Below are 15,736 nucleotides of genomic sequence, written 5' to 3'. Positions count from 1 at the left end.
GAACCATCCCCCCGTCCCGGCCCGCTAGGTTGGGCAGAGGTGAACTGGGCAGCGGCGCATGGCGATAACATATGATCTGGTGAAGGAGGTCACGGCCAATCTCTATGACTGGTCGCTGCGCCGGATCCCGGAGACATCGAAGAGCGCCCTGCGTAATGCGGTCGAGACCGAGACCGTGCCCCATGCACGCAAGACGCTGGCCTTCATGCTCGACAGTGCGGAAACGGCGGAGCGGACCGAGCGCTTCCTGTGCTCGGATGCAGGGGTTCCGAGCTATGCCGTGAAGATCGGATCGGGTGTCCAGATGCGAGGCGACATCCGCCAGGCCATCGTCGATGGCTTCGAGCACCTCGTCCAGACGATCCAGCCGCCGATCCTGCGCTTCGTCACCAATCCGCTGACGAATGAGCGCAGCTACAAGGGCAAGGACATGCCGCTGGTCTCCTATGACCTGCTTGGCGATGTCGACTACATGGATATCACCTGCGCGCCGAAGGCGCTCGGCGGAGGCCGCTGGGCTGCGATCGAGACGCTGGTCAGCCCGAGCCTCGATGAGATCGAACGCTGCATCCTCGAGATGGTCATGCGTGCCGGCGGTCAGCACTGCCCTCCCGTGGTGATCGGCGTCGGTATCGGTGGCACCTTCGACCATGCCGCCAAGCTCTCCAAGGACGCGACGCTGCGGCCATTCGGCCACCATAATCCGGAGCCGATGGTTGCCGATATGGAGGAGCGCCTGACAAGGGCGGTCAACCAGACCGGTTTCGGGCCAATGGGCGTCGGCGGCTCGACCACGACCTTCGGTGTGCATGTCGAGTACGCGTCAGGCCACGGTTTCACCCCTGTCGCAGTCTCCTTCAATTGCTGGATCAACCGGCGGACGCCTCTGAAGCTGGGCGATCTCTTCCTGCTCGATGGCGACGCGGTGGCGACAGTCGGCATGCCCACGCAGAAGCGCATGGTGTCCGAGGTGGCGGCCGGTCGCGAGATGCCGACACCGATGCGGGGCAGCGCATTCTTCCATATGGGCGTCAGCTATGACGAAGTGGATGGCAGGCCGGGACGCCTCCATTATGTCAATCCAACGACCTCGAGCCGCTTCAACGGCCTGATGCCTACCTTGATCCGGGAGCTCGGCCTGACCTCCGTCGGCGGCAAGGGCGGATTGTCACGCGAAAGCGCTGACGCCATGCGCGAGGTCGGCTGCGTCTATTTCTCCTTCGTCGGTGGCGCGTCGGCGCTGCTCAGCGAAGGCGTCGAAGAGGTCCTCGACAGCGCCTGGAACGACCTGATCATGCAGTTCCGGCTGAACCGCGTCAGGCTGGGAGGATTCGGACCGGTGACGGTTGCGATCGATGCCCATGGCAACTCCATCTATGAGCGCCTGATGACCTCCGCCCAGGCGCGCCTGCCGGAGATCCTGCAGGCCCTGCGGGCTCCCATCTCCCCCGTCGACGAGCAACACTGATGCAAGCGATCGAGATCACCCGGCCCGGTGGGCCGGAGGTGCTGGCCTTTTGCGAGCGCGCGTCCCCTGCGCTTGGCCCCAATGACGTCCTCATCCGGGTCCGGGCCGCGGCCGTGAACCGCCCGGATGTGCAGCAGCGGCGCGGGCTCTATCCGCCACCGCCCGGCGCGACCGACCTGCCTGGCCTCGACGTTGCAGGCATCGTCGAAGCCGTCGGCGCGGAGGTGGAATGGCCCAGGGCGGGTGACGCAGTCTGCGCGCTCGCCAATGGCGGCGGATATGCCGAGCTCTGCGCCGTGCCCGCGGTTCAGTGCATGCCCATGCCGAAGGGAGCGAGCTTCACCGAAGCTGCGGCACTGCCCGAGGCCTTCTTCACCGCCTGGAACAATGTGATCTGGCTTGGACGGCTCGCGGAAGGTGAAACGCTGCTCGTGCAAGGCGGCACCAGCGGCGTCGGCATGGCAGCGATCCAGATCGCCAAGAGCTTGCGGCAGGCCCGCGTGATCGCAACGGCAGGGACAGCCGCGAAGCTCGACATCTGCCGGGAGATCGGCGCCGATCACGCAGTGAATTATCGCGAGGACTGGGCGGCCGAGATTGTTGCGGCAATCGGCGCAGAGCAGGTCGACGTCGCGCTCGACGCGCAGGCCGGCCCCTACACCGAGAAGCAGCTGCAGCTGCTTGCGCCCGACGGCCGCGTCGTGCTGATCGCCAGCCATCTCGGCCAGATGGCGGAAGTCAATGTCCGCAACATCGTCCGGCGTCGCCTGACCCTGACCGGTTCGACCCTGCGCCCGCGTCCTGCCGCCTATAAGGGGCGGATCGCGTCGGAGCTCGTCGCCCATGTCTGGCCGTTGCTCGAGAGCAGGCGTATTCGCAACCACATCTGCGCAACCTTCGACTGGCGCGATGTACGGGAGGCCCATGCCCTGATGGACGCCGGCGAACAGGTGGGCAAGGTCGTCCTCACGCTCGATGGCTGACACCAGCGTTTGACATCGCTTCGGGCAGCAGGTCTCCTTGGCGTCGAGCAGGCGGGTGCCCCAGCATCACGCATAACAATCCGTCTGGCTGGGACCGCCTCTTGCCCTCGTTCACTCCCGTCCAGTCCGTCGTCAAGGCGCTCGACCTTCTCGCCGAAATCAACCGCAGCGGATTGGCGACGGTTGGCGATCTCCACCGGCGAACCGGCCTGCCCAAGCCGACGATCGTCCGGCTCCTCGAAACGCTCATCGCCACCGGCTATGTCATGCGCGACAGCCGTGTGCGGGGGTATCAGGTGACTTCCGGTGTGAACCGGCTGAGCGCCGGCTTCCACGGTGCGCCGATGGTGATCGAGGCCGCGCGCCCCTGGGCGACGGCCCTTACCCGGCAAATCAAATGGCCCTGCGCCGTCTGTGTCCTCGACTACGACGCCGTGATCGTGCGTTTCAGCACCATTCCCGACAGCCCGATTTCCCCGTTCCACGCAACCCTCGGCCATCGGCTGAGCCTGGGAGGGCGCGCGCTCGGGCGGGCCTATCTCGCATTCTGTCCCGAAGAGGAGCGCACGATCGTGCGCTCTGCAATGCTGGCTTCCCCGGACCCCGAGAACAGCGGCCTCGGCGACGAGGAGTTGGAACGGCTGATCGCCCAGGCACGCTGGCGCGGTTACACCGAGCGCGACCCTGCCGTCGAGCCGCGCACGTCTGCGACGATTGCCGTTCCCATCATGCTGGGCGAGCGCGTGCTCGCGACCTTCGGCGTCACCTTCTTCCGGTCCGTCGTGGCGACGCCCGATGATCGCGCGCGGATCATCCATCCCCTGAAGAAGGCGGCGGCAAGCATCGAGACGCAACTCAAGGCGCTGTCGCAATCAATGGGCGTCGCGTTTCAGGATGAGAAATAGGCCGCCTTCCCAACCTCCGTCGCCAGGAAGCCGCGCATAGTTCCGGGGCACAACCGCGCCGAACGATCGGTTGCCGCTCCGGAGGAACAGCCACCATGTCATTGTATTCTCGCCGCGCGTTCGCGGCGTCGCTCGTCGGCCTCGGTGCTCTGGCGAGCACGCGGGGCGCGCTCGGTCAGAGCTGGCCGGCCCGGCCGGTGACCATCATCGTGCCCTTCCCGGCCGGCGCGGCCACCGATGTCGTGGCCCGCCTGCTCGCGGAGAGGCTCCGCGCAGAGCTGGGGCAAGGTTTCATCGTCGAAAACAAACCTGGTGCCGGCGGAAACCTCGCCGCGGCCAGCGTCGTGCGCGCCGCCCCCGACGGGCATACGCTGTTCGTCTCCTCGTCTGGGCCGCTCGTCACCAACAAGCTGCTCTACAAGACACTCAGCTTCGACCCGCTCGTCGATTTCGAGCCGATCGCCATGATCGGAGATGTGCAGGTTGTGGTGGCGACGCACCCTTCCCTGCCAGTCAAGACACTGTCCGAGCTGATCGCCTACGGCAAAGCCAATCCGGGCAAGCTCACATTCGGAAGCCCGGGCTTCGGCCTGATGGGGCACATCGCCGGCGAACTGATCCAGCGCAAGGGCGGTTTCCAGATGACCCATGTGCCCTATCGCGGTTCTGCGCCGCTTGCGACCGATCTCCTCGCAGGAATCGTCAATGTCGCCGTCGATTTCCTTCCGCCCTATATTCCACATGTGAAATCCGGAGCCATCCGCGCACTCGCAGTCACGGCCGAAGAGCGGGCGCCGCAACTGCCCGATGTGCCGACCCTGTCGGAAGCGGGACTGACGGGAGTCAACGCCTCCTCCTGGTATGCGATCGTTGGTCCCAAGGGCCTTCCCGAGCCGATCTCACGCCGGATCAGCACGATCGTGAACGATTATGTGCTGAGCGCGGAGGGCCGCGCGAAGCTCGATCCGATCGGCGTGCGCTCGCTCGGCGGCGGACCGGACGTCGTCCGGAAAGCCCAGGCGCAGGAAATCGCCAAATGGAGCGAGGTCATCCGCACGGCTGCGATCGCCCTCGACTAAACCTTCGCCGCAAAGAAAAACCCCGGGTGAGCGCTACCGCTCACCCGGGGTTTTTGCATGCTCGGGATCAGACAGCGCCCGGCGAAACGTCGTCGAGATTCAGCAATGCCGCCGCATGTCCGCCGATCATGGTCCTGATGTCCTTCTCCGCGAATTGCAGGTCGAGCAGCCCACCGACGATCTCGCGGTAGCCATCGACCGGGCGTGGCGAACCGAGCAAGCCGAGATCGGAGCACAGCAGGGTGCGTTCGACACCGGCGACCTCGATCAGATGAGCGAGGTCGGACATCTCGTATTTCTTCGAGCGCCCTTCGACGAACATGCAGATCGAGTGCTCCATATAGGCACCGAGCGAAACGAGCTGGCGGATGTCGGCATCCGTGCAGCCCACGATATAGGTCGGGTGGTTGACGATCATCTTGCGGACGCCGCGCGCACGCGCTTCCTCGAACACGAGGTGGAGTTCAGAGGCATGGAGGTGGCCGCCCGCGAGAACGATGTCCCCCTCGGCAATCAGGTCGAGGATCTGCTTGACCGCGTCCGTCACCGTGCCGCTCGCATCGAGTGCGGTGAGCGGCAGCGCATCCAGCATCTTCCCTGCGGTCTTGGGGAAGGTCTTGACGGCGCCTGACGCCAGGACCGCGATATGGTTCGCGGCCGAGAGGGTCGGCAACCAGACGATCTTGCCGCCGATCTTGATGCAATGGTCGACGGCATGCGGATTGAACCCGCCCGAGGCATTGTTCAGCGCCACGCCGGAAAACAGCTTCAAGCCATTGTCGGGGAAGAGCTTCTCCAACATCACGGCATGCGAGGTGCCGAGGTAGAAATGGTCCTTGTAGACAAGCGCGCGGAACTTCGCGGAGGCAGCGTCGAGCATGGCCTCATGATGGTCGAGGATGCGCGGCATCGCGGYGGGGCCGCTGTGACAGTGCAGATCGACCGCACCGACGAGCAGATCCGCGACCTGCCGGGCACGGTCGGTTTGGGGGGCCTTGTCGAGAAGCATGCTGAAGTCCTCAGGGCGTTTCGCCGGGCATTGGATAATCTGCGGCGTTGATCACCCAACCGGGCTTTTCCGAGAAATCCATGCGTGGCGGTGAGAAGATGTCGATCATCTGGTTCAGGCCGGGCAGCACCGACCGGGACGTGTGGATCGAAGGCGGCGGGATGACCGTCAGCGACGGAGCCGCCATCAACTCGTGCTCGTCCTCGCGCCAGATCCTCATATCCGGCGTCCAGGGCCAGCGGATATCGTGGATGTAGGCGCCGTCGATGACGAGTGAGCCCTGCTCGAAATCGTCATGGTGATGCGGCGAGAGCTTGGTGATGTCGCGCAGCCCGAGCCGCGGGTCGAGCACGTTCACCATCAGCGTCGTGCAGCGAAAAATCCGGCCGAAGCGGCTCTCGCCCCCCTCGCCTTCCAGGCTGTAGCGCCGCAGTTTCCAGCCACCGCGCGGCTCGGGCCAAGGCTCCAGGAGCGCGACATTGGCGTGCGGTTCGGCATAGGACGAGGCATTGGAACAGGCTGCCGCCAGATCGGTCGCAGCAGTGGAGAAGATCCGGATGACGCGGCCATCACTGGCTGCCGTGACCTCGGAATCTCCGGGCGGCACGAACAGGATGGATGAGCCCGGCGAGGCGAGGCTCTCCCCGCGGGCAGAGAGCGACGCGCCCATGGCAGCGTCCGGCAGGATCACGCAATACTCATCCGGATGGCCGATGCGCGCCAGACTCGCCCCCGCGCGCACCTCCGAATAAGCGACGATGAAATTCTGCCCGCGCGCGATCCAAGTGCGGGCATCGGACCCGGCCTCCTGCGGCTCCTGCGCATAGAAGCGCGCATAATCCGCGCCGGCATAGGACGAAACGGGCGAAGCCTTGGCAGGCGCCCCGGTCGCGAGTTTGGCGCGGGGGTCGGTGGGGTGGAACATCGAGAATCTCTCCAGTTCAGCCGACTGCAGCCTGAGAAGCACGGGTTTTCATCGCCGACATCTCGCTGAACGCGTGGCCGGCCGCCTTCCTCAGGAAGCCCTGGTCGGACGAGACGATGAAGGCGCTTGCACCGCGCTCGGCAAAATCGGCGGCCTCATCGGCGTCGTCGGTCATGACGCAGACCGGCTTGTTCGCCCGTTTCGCTGCGGCGATGATCCTGTCCACCGCATCGCGGACCACAGGCGCGTCCCGTGTCGGCGCACCGAAAGCAACCGTAAGGTCGCCGCGGCCAATGAAGACGGCGTCGAGCCCATCGACGGCGAGGATCGCGTCGATCTCCTCGAGTGCAGCGGGATCCTCGATCATCGCGATGGCGGCCGTGGCGGCGTCGGCCGCATCAACATGGTTCCACATCTTCAAGGCGCCGTAACCGCCGGCCCGGGTCACGCCCGAAAATCCGCGCGCACCGCCCCGATAGCGGCAGGCGGCAGCAAGGATACGGGCCTGCGCGACACTCGAGACATGCGGCGCCAGGACACCGACTGCGCCGCAATCCAGGACCGACAGGATCGCGTCATGCGAAAGCACCGGAACACGCACGACCCCGGCGACCCCGGCGGCCCGGGCCGCGAGAAGCGCCACATCGGTAGAGCCCCTATCGAAGGGGGCATGCTCCTGGTCGATGACGACGAAGTCGAAGCCGACTGCGCCGAGGATCTCGATGGCGTGGCCGGTCGGTGTCTTGATGAAGCTGCCGATCAAGGACTCGCGATCGAGCAAGCGGCGCCGGAAGGAATTGTAGGGCGTGTTCTGCATGGACTCGGCACGGGATCGAGCGGCTGGGATGCGCCATCATCGCATCCGGCACCGGCGCAGCATGGCGATCTCCGCGCATTTCGCATTGTGAAATGGCGTGTGCGGCGCCCGTCGTTTCAAGCAATGAAACGAACAAAGAACCTCGTTGTGGTCGGCCGATGGATCGCCCACCACCACAGACAAATGGGGAGGACCATCACATGCACGCTCGCTTGACCACGGCCTTGGGCTTCACTCTGGCGCTGGCGGTTTCCGCCCAGGCCGGCACACTCGAAAAGGTCCGCGAGCGCGGTCAGCTGCTCTGCGGCGTCAGCCCGGGTGTGGCGGGCTTCTCCGTCCCGGACGAGGCCGGTCGCTGGACCGGATTCGATGTCGACCTGTGCCGGGCCGTCGCCGCCGCCACATTGGGCGACGCAAGCAAGGTCAAGTTCATCCCCCTCAGCCCGAAGGACAGGTTCGTCTCGCTGCAGAGCGGCGAAATCGACGTGCTCTCCCGCCAGGCGACCTGGACGCTCTCGCGCGACACGCAACTCGGTCTGCGCTTCGCCGGGATCAACTACTATGACGGCCAGGGCTTCATGATCCGCAAGTCGCTCAATGCGGGCTCCGCCAAGGAGCTTGGCGGTGCGTCGGTCTGCGTGCCGACCGGTACGACCACGGAACTGAACATCGCCGACTTCTTTCGCGCGAATGGGATGAAGTACGAGTCCGTCAGCTTTGAATCGGGCGATCAGGCCGCCAAGGCCTTCGAGTCGGGACGCTGCGACGTCTTCAGCAACGACGTCTCGGCGCTGTCGGCCTACAGGCTGAAGCTGGTCAACCCGGCAGAATTCGTGATCCTGCCCGAACTGATCTCCAAAGAGCCGCTCGGGCCAGTCGTGAGGCAGGGCGACGAGGCCTGGAACAGCATCGTGCGCTGGTCCTATTTTGCGATGGTTGCTGCGGAAGAGCTTGGCGTCAGCTCGGCCAATGCCGACCAGCTCGCCGCCTCCGGTTCCCCCGAGGTGCGCCGGCTGCTTGGCAGCGAGGGCAAGTTCGGCGAGCCAATGGGCCTGAAGAACGATTGGGCGATGCAGATCGTCAAGCAGGTCGGCAATTACGGCGAATCCCACGACCGCAATGTCGGCGCGGGCTCGCGGTTGGGGATCGCGCGCGGGCTGAACAATCTCTGGAGCAAGGGCGGTCTGCAATATTCGCCGCCGGTACGCTGACCATCCGCGTTGCCGCGCCCACTACGGAGAAAGCTGTGTCGACCCCCACCATCATCCCGGTTCCGCGTATCGCACGCCTGCAGAACGTCCCGGCGCGCCGCACCCCCGCTCCCATTAAGGGAGCACCGCCGCCGGTCAGCTTGCATCTCAACGAGTCCTCGGAGCCCCCCGCTCCGAGCGTCGTGGCGGCGATGTGCGCCGCCACCGGCCAGGTGAACCGCTACCCCGATCATGACGGCGCCTCGCTGATCGAAGCGCTGGCTTCGCGCCTTGCCGTACCGCCAGCACAGATCGTGCTGGGGGCCGGCTCGAACGAACTCCTCTTCGCCAGCGCCGAATTGGCCCTCGACGCGGACGACGAGGCGGTGGCGCCGCATCCTGGCTTTCCAGCCTATGCCAAGGGCGCCGCGATGCGCGGCGCAAAGCTCGTATCTGTTCCGAACCGGCGCGATGGCCTCGTCGACGTCGTGGGCACCCTGGGCGCCATCACCGACCGGACACGCCTCGTCTTCGTCGCCTCGCCGCATAACCCGACCGGCGGCATGCTCGACGAGGCCGATGTGGAGCAACTCGTCGCCGGCGTCCCGGATCATGCCCTGCTGCATTTCGACGAGGCCTATTTCGAGTTCGGCCATCATGCCGGCGGGCCCGACGTGCTCGCCATCCTGCGCCGCCGCAGCGGCCCCTGGATCTCGACGCGCACCTTCTCGAAGGCATTCGGTCTTGCCGGCATCCGCGTCGGATACGGCATCGTCGGCTCACCGGCGCTGGCTGATGCCTATCGCAAGATCCGCACCAATTTCAGCGTCAACGCCGTGGCGTTGGCGGGAGCCGAAGCGGCTTTGAAGGAGCCCGCCTATCTCACCGACCTGCTCAGCAGGACCGCGGACGGCCGCGACTGGCTCGCGGACCAGTTGAAGGATCTTGGCTTCGTGGCCTTGCCCAGCGCGGCTAATTTCCTGGCGGTCCTCACGCCCGCACCGGCCGCCGAATTCTTCTCGGCGCTGAAGGCGGCAAACATCCACATCATGATGTTCGATGTCCCCGGTACACAGGGAGCCCTGCGCATTTCGATCGGCGCAAGGGATGAGATGGCTGCCTTGGTCGCGGTGCTGAAGCGGGCCGTCGGCTGACCGAACGCAAGCGTTTCATTGTTCCTGGCGGCGCCCGGCAGGCGCCGCTTCGCGCTGCAGCGCTCCGGCGTGGCTGGAGCCGACGCGCGCATGGTGAGCTGGTGCTTCGCCATGGTCGATTACCGCGCCCTTCTTCGGCCACCGCGATGCTGCCCTGGGGCAAACACATGCTGCTCCGCCCCACGCCGTGGAGCATCAACCTGGAGCTTGAATGGCCGCGGCCTCACACAGTCGGCAGCGACAGCAGCCCCCGCGCCTCTGCGACCGATGCCACGTGGCGGTCGTAGCTGCCAGCCATCTCGGCGATGCGCTTCACGAGGGCGGCATTGGACGGCGCGAGCGTGTCGCGATCGAGGCGGACATTGTCCTCCAGCCCGGTCCGGCAGTGACCGCCGAGTTCGAGTGACCAGCGGTTCAGCGTGATCTGGTCGCGCCCGATTCCGGCGCCCGTCCAGGTCGCGTCGGGCGCCAGCCGCTTCAATGTCGCGATGTAGAATTCGAACGCAGCGCGATCGACCGGCATCGCGTTCTTCACGCCCATCACGAACTGGACATGCAGGGGTCCCTTGATCGCGCCCGCGATACCCATCTCGGCAGCCTTGAAGATCATCGAGAGATCGAAGGCTTCGATCTCCGGCTTGACGCCGTGGGTCAGCATCTCCGCCGCCAGCCAGTCGACGAGATCCGGGCTGTTCTCATAGACCCGCGTCGGAAAATTGCATGAGCCTGTCGAAAGCGAGCACATGTCCGGCTTGAGCGGGATCATGCCCCCGCGTTCCCTGCCCGCCCCAGAGCGCCCTCCGGTGGAGAGCTGCACGATGATGCCCGGGCAATGTTTGCGCAGCCCCTCGAGCAGGCGGCCAAAGCGCTCAGGGTCGGAGGTCGGCGTGCCCTCGTCGGTGCGGACATGGCAATGCGCCAGCGTCGCCCCCGCCTCGAAGGCCTCCTGCGTCGACTCGACCTGCTCGGCAATCGTGATCGGAACGGCGGGATTGTCGCGCTTGGTCGGCAGCGAGCCGGTGATCGCGACAGTAATGATGCAGGGTGTGGTCATGGCAGCGCCTTCATGCATGCGTGGGCGCGGGAACGGTGATCGGGCGGGACAGACGCGCCTGCGCGGTCAGGCGGATGCCCGCATTGGCCGCACCATAGCCACCATAGCCATTGCGCTGGACGATCTCGAAGAACAACCCGCCATCGAGCGTCGCGGTATAGGCCTGCCAGAAATCGCCGCCGGCATCGCGGTCGTAGAGAATGTTGAGCGCCTTCAGCGCATCGATCTCCTCGGGAGGCAGATCGGACCGCGCTTCGAGGTCATCGTAATAGTTCTCCGGAATCGGCAGCATGGCGACGCCATTGGCCACCAACCGTTCGACGGTCGCCCGAATATCATTCGTGGCGAAGGCGATATGTTGCACGCCGGAGCCGAAGAAATCGGTGATGAAGCGGGCCGACAGCGTCCGGTGGCTTTGCGAGCCGTTGAGAATGAGTCTCAGGCCATGGCCGGCCTGACCATCCAGCCCGCTCTCGATGACCTGGCTCTGGACGACGCCCCCTGGATCGATCACCGCCTGGCTCGGCGTCTTCGTTGTCTTGAACAGCGACGAGTAGAACAGCAGCCAGGTCAGCATTTCCTCATACTGCATGCTCTGCGAGATGTGATCGACCCCCACCAATCCGGCGCTTGAGCCATTCGCGCCGGTGGGCTCGAAATCCACCTGCGACCAGCGTCCAAGGGCGGAAGACTGATCCAGGAAATAGAGCAGGCTGCCGCCAAGGCCGCGCACGGCCGGGATGTCGAGTTCGCCTGGCCCGACCGCGCCGGCATGAGGCACATCGAGCAGGGCCGTCGCGCGTTCTGTGGCCGCGCCCGCATCTGCAACCCTCAGCGCGATCGCGCAGACCGAGGTCCCATGCGTGATCTGGTAGCTATGGGCGAAACCGTCGATATCGCTGTTGAGCACGATGCGGATATCGCCCTGGCTCCAGAGATCGACATCCTTGGAGCGATGCGCGCCGACGCGGCTGAATCCGAGCGCGCTCAGAAGGCTCTGGAAGCCCGGCCGCTCGGCCTCGGCGATGGCGAACTCGATGAACTCGACCGCTTCGACAGGCTCAGGCGCCGGCATTGCGACCGCGCCGGGCACCGGCCGGCCGAGCTCCCGTGCCGTCTCGTCGAGCAGCCAGAGCAACGACCGATGGCCGTCGAGCGCCACCGAGCGGGCAGAGCCGGCCCGGAATCGGTCGTTGAAGATCTCGAGCGACAGGACGCCGTCATAGCCAGTCGACGCGAGCGCCCTCATGAAGGCAGCAAGATCGAGATCGCCCTGCCCCGGCAGGCAGCGCCAGTGGCGGCTCCAGGAGAGATGATCCATCTGCAGCTTGGGGGCATCCGCCATCTGCACCATGAAGATCCGGTCGCGCGGGATGGTGCCGATGCTGGCGGGATCGAGCCCGCGCGAGAGGATGTGGAAGCTGTCGAGGATGATGCCGACATTGTCGCGGCCGGCCCGGCGCACGATTTCCCAGGCATCGCGATAGTCGACGACATGACGCCCCCAGGCCAGCGCCTCATAGCCGACGCGCAACCCTCGTTTGGCGGCCCGCTCGCCAAGCTCGGCGAAATCGCCGGCGAGCCTGTCGATGCCGCTCAAGCCCTCGGGCGAGACACTCGAGCAGACGAAGAGCAGGTCGGTCCCAAGCTCCTGCAGGAGGTCGAATTTCCGTTCCGCCCGGTCGAATGTCCGCCCCCGCCGCGCATCGGGCATGCCTTCGAAATCGCGAAACGGCTGGCAGGTCACGATCGCGAGCCCGAGATCGCCGCAGATCCGGCGCACCTCTGTCGGCGAGCCCGGGAAGGCGATCAGGTCGTTCTCAAAGATCTCGACGGCACGAAAACCGGCAGCCGAAATGGCCTCGAGCTTCTCCTGAAGCGTACCGGAGACGCAGACGGTGGCGATGGAAGGGATCATGAGCGCGTCTCCTCGTAGCCGAGCTGTGCGACCGAGCGCAGGTCCTCCGATGTCGTGGTGGGGAATCCGAAGAACTCGAGATAGGCCGGGATCTGCTCGAACAACATGTCGACACCGATCTGGAATGCGCAGCCGCGGGCGCGAACAGCGGCCAGGAAGGGAGTGATCTCCTGCTTCATCACCACTTCCCCGACAAAGGCCGAAGGCGCGATGCGCGCGACATCCATCGGCAAGGGATCGCCTGCCTTCATGCCGAGCGGCGTCGCATTGACCAGGATCGCGAACCCGGCCGGATCGTTCGAGCCGACAGTGACGACCAGTTGCGGATAGTGCTTGCGAAGCCTGTCAGCGAGGCCGTTCGCCAGAGGCGCATGGGTATCGAACAGGCCGAGTGCCGCGACGCCTGCCTTGGCGAGCGAGGCGGCGATGGCCGAGCCGACGCCGCCGGCGCCGACGACGAGCGCACGCGCGCCCTTGAGCACACGGCCCTTGCCCAGCACACCGCGCACGAAGCCCTCGCCGTCGAACATGTCGCCGACCAGCCGGCCATCGACATCAAGCCGCACGGCATTGCAGGCTCCTGCAATCGCGGCCGTGGTTTGCACCTCGTCGACCAGCGCGGTCGTCGTCACCTTGTGCGGCATGGTGATAAGGGCGCCGTGAGCGTTGGAGAGCCTGAAGAAGAGCCTGAGGAAAGCCGGATAGTCATCCGCCTTGCAGCCCATCGGCACCACGACGGCGTCGATCCCTTCTCGCTCGAAATACGGGTTGTAGATCATCGGCGCCTTGAAGCTCTCGGTCGGATAGCCGAGATGGGCGATGAGTTTCGTCGTGCCGCGGATCATGACGAACTGGCCTTCCTAGGTGTTGATCTCRGCAGCGACGCTGACGGCTGCGCCCGACCGGGCGCTGGCCAGGATCGCATCCAGCGTCACCGCGATATCGATGGATTCCGCCAGGGTCGCGCCGGTCCAGTGCTCGGGTCCTTGCCGCACCAGCCGCTCGAACGACTCCGCTTCCGCAAGGAACCCATTGCCGGGCGCAACCTCGATGGTCTCGGGAGCKGTCTGGACGGTCGTACCACGCCGGATCGTGAGCACCGGCGGCCCCCCGAGTGGGGGATGGTTGAGATAGGTCGTCTCGATCGTTCCGGCATCTCCTGCGATCAGGGCGTGGCGGTGATAGGCCGTGGCAAAGCTGCACGAGATCTGCGCAAGCGCTCCGCTCGGAAATTCCAGCGTGGCCGCAACGYTGCGATCGACGCCGGTTTCGCTCCAGCGCGCCGTCGCGCTGACGCGCTCGGGCCGCGCGCCTGCGACGAGAAGCGCCAGGCTGACGGCATAGCTGCCCGCGTCGAGAAGGGCGCCACCGCCGACTTCGGGCTTCAGGCGGATATTCGCCGGGTCGGAGAAGGCGACGCCAAAACTCGATCGGATGAGCTGAACCTTGCCGATCGCGCCCGCGTTGAGCAATTCGCGCAGTTTCAGCGTCTGGGCTTGTGCGCGGTAGGGATAGGCCTCGACGGCAGCGGATTGTAGATCGCGTCGATCTCCGGATCGGCCAGCAAGGCTTCATAGGAGCCATGAAAATGCGGAATGCCGCATTCCATCGCAAAGCGTTCGGCCTTCCCGGCATCGCGGCTGGCGACGGCAGCGACCGTGACAGTCCTCGACGGCGCGACACCACTCGCAAAGCTGCGTGCGATATTCGCCGCACCGAGGACACCGAGACGCAGTGGCATCGATTGCAGATCGGCCATGCCGGCCTCCTCCTCAGTGATTGTGCAGGATCTCGCCGAGGAACTGCCGGGTGCGCTCGTGGCGCGGATTGGTGAAGAACGCAGCCGGCGGCGCTTCTTCGACGATCGCACCGCTCGCCATGAAGATCACGCGGTCGGCGACCTGGCGCGCAAAYCCCATCTCGTGGGTGACGCAGATCATCGTCATGCCCTCCTCGGCGAGCCCGATCATGGTGTCGAGCACCTCCTTGACCATTTCCGGGTCGAGCGCCGAGGTCGGCTCGTCGAACAGCATGACCTTCGGCTGCATGCACAGGGCCCGCGCGATCGCGACGCGCTGCTGCTGTCCGCCGGAGAGCTGGGCCGGATATTTTTCCGCCTGTTCGGCGATCTTGACCCGGCCGAGCAGGCGTCTTGCCGTGGCTTCGGCCTGCGCCTTGCTGGCGCGAAGCGAACGCATCGGCGCCAGCATGCAGTTCTCCAGCACCGTCAGATGCGGAAACAGGTTGAAATGCTGAAACACCATTCCAACCTCGCGGCGAACGGCATCGATGATCCTGGAATCATCGCTGAGAACCGTCCCACCGACACGGATCTCGCCCTTCTGGTAGGGTTCGAGATGGTTGATGCAACGGATCAGGGTCGATTTTCCCGAACCTGACGGCCCGCACAGGACGATCTTCTCGCCCTGGCGGACCGACAGGTTGATGTCGGTCAAGGCCTTGAACTCCGCGCTCAGCTTGCGGAGAAGGAGATGCCTTCGAGGCTGTCGGGGAACTTGTGGACGGGAACCTTCATCCACTTGTCGTAGACTTTCTGGAGCTCGCCATTGGCCCTGATCTTGTCGATGAAGGCGTTGAGGGCGGCGTTGATCTCCTTCTCGCCCTGCCGGGTGCAGGCGCCGTTGTAGAGGTTCTGGAATTCGAGYTTGTTYTCGAATTCGCCCGGCCGGGCCTGCTCGATACGCTGGATGTAGAAGATGTTRCCGCCRAGCGCCTGGACCTGGCCCGAGACCAGCGCCTGGATGCTGGGGGCATCRCCGTCRTAGCGCCGGATCGTCGTGCTGGCCGGCGCGTTCTTGGTGACCTGGGTATCCTGGGCTGCGCCCTTGGCCACGCCRATRGTGAACTTCGCCATGTCCTCRTTSGTCTTGATCACCGCCGATTTCGGCCCGATCAGCACGATCGTGTTGGCGACATAGGGCTTGCTGAACTGCACCACCTTGGCCCGTTCGGGCAGCATCGCCATSGTCGCAAACAGCACATCGACGCGCCCCGTGGTCAGGGCCGGGATGCGGTTATTGACCTCGAGCGGCACGAACTCGACGGGGACGCCGAGCTCCTTGCCGAASAGCGCCGCGATATCGGCATCCAGCCCATCCTGCTTGCCGGCGCTGGTGACGAAGCCCCAGGGCGGATTGTCGCCCTGGATGCCCACGACCAGCTTGCCCTTCGCCTTGATCTCCGCCGGCGTCACCGCCAGCGCAGGCCGCAGCA

At 65.5% G+C, this 15,736-nt stretch carries 16 protein-coding genes; 6 read left to right on the top strand and 10 right to left on the bottom strand.

What is annotated here, in order from left to right; translation table 11 throughout:
• Positions 1 to 58: 58 nt before the first annotated feature.
• The 4 genes from AC1DRP_RS25215 (at position 59) to AC1DRP_RS25200 (ending at position 4,435) form a co-directional block, all read left to right on the top strand.
• Positions 59 to 1,468 (top strand): fumarate hydratase, encoded by a 1,410-nt coding sequence (locus AC1DRP_RS25215; protein ID WP_476769869.1) that lies wholly within the window; start codon positions 59 to 61, stop codon positions 1,466 to 1,468.
• On the top strand, positions 1,468 to 2,451 hold the full coding sequence (locus AC1DRP_RS25210) for an NAD(P)H-quinone oxidoreductase (RefSeq protein WP_441508032.1): 984 nt from the start codon (positions 1,468 to 1,470) through the stop codon (positions 2,449 to 2,451). Before AC1DRP_RS25215 ends, AC1DRP_RS25210 begins: the two co-directional genes overlap by 1 nt.
• A gap of 101 nt (positions 2,452 to 2,552) precedes the next feature.
• A complete protein-coding gene (locus tag AC1DRP_RS25205; protein ID WP_162767941.1) occupies positions 2,553 to 3,356 on the top strand; it encodes a DNA-binding transcriptional regulator in 804 nt (267 codons plus the stop codon).
• A 95-nt stretch (positions 3,357 to 3,451) separates the two neighbouring features.
• Entirely contained in the window at positions 3,452 to 4,435 is a 984-nt protein-coding gene (locus tag AC1DRP_RS25200) for a Bug family tripartite tricarboxylate transporter substrate binding protein (protein WP_441478970.1), read from the top strand.
• 67 nt (positions 4,436 to 4,502) lie between these two features.
• On the opposite strand, the gene AC1DRP_RS25195 is transcribed toward AC1DRP_RS25200, so the two are convergent.
• The 3 genes from AC1DRP_RS25195 to AC1DRP_RS25185 are packed head-to-tail and all read right to left on the bottom strand — an operon-like array spanning position 4,503 to position 7,186.
• Positions 4,503 to 5,444: a DUF6282 family protein gene (locus tag AC1DRP_RS25195; RefSeq protein ID WP_476769868.1), complete on the bottom strand. Its 942-nt coding sequence runs from the start codon at positions 5,442 to 5,444 to the stop codon at positions 4,503 to 4,505.
• Between the two features lie 10 nt (positions 5,445 to 5,454).
• Positions 5,455 to 6,369, bottom strand: coding sequence for a cupin domain-containing protein (locus AC1DRP_RS25190; RefSeq protein ID WP_441508030.1), 915 nt, complete (start codon positions 6,367 to 6,369; stop codon positions 5,455 to 5,457).
• A 16-nt stretch (positions 6,370 to 6,385) separates the two neighbouring features.
• Positions 6,386 to 7,186 (bottom strand): HpcH/HpaI aldolase family protein, encoded by an 801-nt coding sequence (locus AC1DRP_RS25185; protein WP_441508029.1) that lies wholly within the window; start codon positions 7,184 to 7,186, stop codon positions 6,386 to 6,388.
• Positions 7,187 to 7,386: 200 nt separating this feature from the next.
• Here AC1DRP_RS25185 and AC1DRP_RS25180 point away from each other — a divergent pair, with 200 nt between their 5' ends.
• Both AC1DRP_RS25180 and AC1DRP_RS25175 read left to right on the top strand, forming a co-directional pair.
• The gene (locus AC1DRP_RS25180) at positions 7,387 to 8,397 is read left to right on the top strand and encodes an amino acid ABC transporter substrate-binding protein (protein ID WP_441489923.1); all 1,011 of its coding nucleotides are present in this window, start codon (positions 7,387 to 7,389) and stop codon (positions 8,395 to 8,397) included.
• A gap of 35 nt (positions 8,398 to 8,432) precedes the next feature.
• Positions 8,433 to 9,530, top strand: a complete 1,098-nt coding sequence (locus AC1DRP_RS25175; RefSeq protein WP_476769867.1) for a pyridoxal phosphate-dependent aminotransferase — start codon at positions 8,433 to 8,435, stop codon at positions 9,528 to 9,530.
• Positions 9,531 to 9,753: 223 nt separating this feature from the next.
• Here AC1DRP_RS25175 and AC1DRP_RS25170 read toward each other — a convergent pair whose 3' ends face one another.
• The 7 genes from AC1DRP_RS25170 to AC1DRP_RS25140 all read right to left on the bottom strand — a co-directional run.
• Entirely contained in the window at positions 9,754 to 10,584 is an 831-nt protein-coding gene (locus AC1DRP_RS25170; protein ID WP_476769866.1) for a 3-oxoadipate:acetyl-CoA acetyltransferase, read from the bottom strand.
• A 10-nt stretch (positions 10,585 to 10,594) separates the two neighbouring features.
• On the bottom strand, positions 10,595 to 12,502 hold the full coding sequence (locus tag AC1DRP_RS25165) for a bifunctional sugar phosphate isomerase/epimerase/4-hydroxyphenylpyruvate dioxygenase family protein (RefSeq protein ID WP_476769865.1): 1,908 nt from the start codon (positions 12,500 to 12,502) through the stop codon (positions 10,595 to 10,597).
• Entirely contained in the window at positions 12,499 to 13,347 is an 849-nt protein-coding gene (locus AC1DRP_RS25160; protein ID WP_476769864.1) for a shikimate dehydrogenase family protein, read from the bottom strand. Before AC1DRP_RS25160 ends, AC1DRP_RS25165 begins: the two co-directional genes overlap by 4 nt.
• 15 nt (positions 13,348 to 13,362) lie before the next feature.
• Positions 13,363 to 13,974: a Gfo/Idh/MocA family protein gene (locus AC1DRP_RS25155; protein WP_476769863.1), complete on the bottom strand. Its 612-nt coding sequence runs from the start codon at positions 13,972 to 13,974 to the stop codon at positions 13,363 to 13,365.
• An 11-nt stretch (positions 13,975 to 13,985) separates the two neighbouring features.
• On the bottom strand, positions 13,986 to 14,261 hold the full coding sequence (locus AC1DRP_RS25150) for a Gfo/Idh/MocA family oxidoreductase (RefSeq protein ID WP_476769862.1): 276 nt from the start codon (positions 14,259 to 14,261) through the stop codon (positions 13,986 to 13,988).
• A gap of 13 nt (positions 14,262 to 14,274) precedes the next feature.
• On the bottom strand, positions 14,275 to 14,979 hold the full coding sequence (locus tag AC1DRP_RS25145; RefSeq protein WP_476769876.1) for an amino acid ABC transporter ATP-binding protein: 705 nt from the start codon (positions 14,977 to 14,979) through the stop codon (positions 14,275 to 14,277).
• Positions 14,976 to 15,736: transporter substrate-binding domain-containing protein (locus tag AC1DRP_RS25140; RefSeq protein ID WP_476769861.1), on the bottom strand; the 761-nt coding region annotated here is incomplete at its 5' end. The genes AC1DRP_RS25140 and AC1DRP_RS25145, both read right to left, overlap by 4 nt.

This window comes from Allobosea sp. 01N443, from assembly GCF_056399325.1.
Note: the sequence above shows the minus strand (reverse complement) of the source record. Positions and strands in the feature narration are given on the sequence as shown.

Coding starts and splice junctions, on each gene's coding strand:
- AC1DRP_RS25160 (WP_476769864.1), bottom strand. CDS start 13,347: ATGATCCGCGGCACGACGAAACTCATCGCCCATCTCGGCTATCCGACC.
- AC1DRP_RS25170 (WP_476769866.1), bottom strand. CDS start 10,584: ATGACCACACCCTGCATCATTACTGTCGCGATCACCGGCTCGCTGCCG.
- AC1DRP_RS25190 (WP_441508030.1), bottom strand. CDS start 6,369: ATGTTCCACCCCACCGACCCCCGCGCCAAACTCGCGACCGGGGCGCCT.
- AC1DRP_RS25180 (WP_441489923.1), top strand. CDS start 7,387: ATGCACGCTCGCTTGACCACGGCCTTGGGCTTCACTCTGGCGCTGGCG.
- AC1DRP_RS25150 (WP_476769862.1), bottom strand. CDS start 14,261: ATGGCCGATCTGCAATCGATGCCACTGCGTCTCGGTGTCCTCGGTGCG.
- AC1DRP_RS25200 (WP_441478970.1), top strand. CDS start 3,452: ATGTCATTGTATTCTCGCCGCGCGTTCGCGGCGTCGCTCGTCGGCCTC.
- AC1DRP_RS25215 (WP_476769869.1), top strand. CDS start 59: ATGGCGATAACATATGATCTGGTGAAGGAGGTCACGGCCAATCTCTAT.
- AC1DRP_RS25210 (WP_441508032.1), top strand. CDS start 1,468: ATGCAAGCGATCGAGATCACCCGGCCCGGTGGGCCGGAGGTGCTGGCC.
- AC1DRP_RS25165 (WP_476769865.1), bottom strand. CDS start 12,502: ATGATCCCTTCCATCGCCACCGTCTGCGTCTCCGGTACGCTTCAGGAG.
- AC1DRP_RS25185 (WP_441508029.1), bottom strand. CDS start 7,186: ATGCAGAACACGCCCTACAATTCCTTCCGGCGCCGCTTGCTCGATCGC.